At 45.0% G+C, this 1,067-nt stretch carries 1 protein-coding gene and 1 pseudogene; both read left to right on the top strand.

Annotated elements, in window-relative coordinates; translation table 11 throughout:
- Positions 1-229: pseudogene (locus KDK15_RS06165) on the top strand (hypothetical protein); the annotation flags it as partial.
- Between the two features lie 113 nt (positions 230-342).
- A complete protein-coding gene (locus KDK15_RS06160) occupies positions 343-1,014 on the top strand; it encodes an RING finger domain-containing protein (protein WP_257294489.1) in 672 nt (223 codons plus the stop codon).
- The last annotated feature ends 53 nt before the right edge of the window (positions 1,015-1,067 follow it).

The following is a 1,067-nucleotide window of genomic DNA, read 5'->3' as shown; positions in this document are numbered from 1 at the left end:
CATGGCTCTGTATCACTTAAAAGAGGGTGGGCAGATGAGGCATACGTTACTGTTGTTAATTGCGCTGGTTATTTTTGGCCTCATCCAGATGGGTTCAGTCAACCTGTCACGTATTGCCGGAACTTTGGGGCACGGTACCGGGACCGACTCCGGGTGTAATCGTCTCAAGCGCTTCTTCGCCCAGAGTGGTATGGAGCATGATGATATTGCCAGAATGGTCGCTAAGTAGGAGGGCGTCATTCCCACGGAGGAGGCTGTCGCAAAAGTAGCGAGCAAAGCTGAGACGAGGCAACAGTTTTTCCGCCTGGCATCGCCGGCTTTTCACAGGGTAAGTCATAAAATTTGGGGAACTTTTCTGCCAGCTTTTTATCTCATTATTTACTAATGAACAGAAATGGAACTTATTTTATGACAATGAGTGTTTCGGATGCATGTCAAATCTGTCTCGGGTCTTTTAATGAAAAAGATAATGAAGATCTTCGATGTAAGAATAAAAAAGTGGTTCTCCCGTGCCATGAATCTCATGTTTTTGGAAGAAAATGTCTTGCTATATGGTATGACCAATCCAAGACTTGTCCTAGCTGTAGGGCTCCAGTGCCGTCATATGTTTTTGAGAATATGCCTCCTCCTCGATCATTGCGTGAACGGGGAACCAGAAAATTATCTCAAATTGCTACTAATGCTTTTATTGGTGCTGCTGGCTCTGCTCTTATTGGGGCAACTCTTATTGGTACCTCTGGCATTATTAATATTTACAGTGGTTTGGCTGAGACTGGTGATGTTATGACCGCTTTGGCTGCTGGTGTACGCACAGCTACTCTATCTGGAGCTGTTTTTGGAGCGGGAAATAGCGTAGCTGAAATACTACCTTACGGGTTTATAGGTTTTTGTATTAGCCTTGTCAGCTGCCCTATAGCTTATGCAAGTTATGGCTACCTTGCTGCTAGTCATTTTGCTGGTTTTGCCGCTGGTGCATTCGTTGGCACAATTTGGCCTCCTCCTCACATTAATTAAGGATGGCAACCCTCAGATCACTGTTACTTAACCGCCGAAGAACATTCAGAAGA

It is taken from the genome of Endozoicomonas sp. YOMI1, assembly GCF_024606345.1.
Taxonomy (GTDB): Bacteria; Pseudomonadota; Gammaproteobacteria; order Pseudomonadales; family Endozoicomonadaceae; genus Endozoicomonas.
Note: the sequence above shows the minus strand (reverse complement) of the source record. Positions and strands in the feature narration are given on the sequence as shown.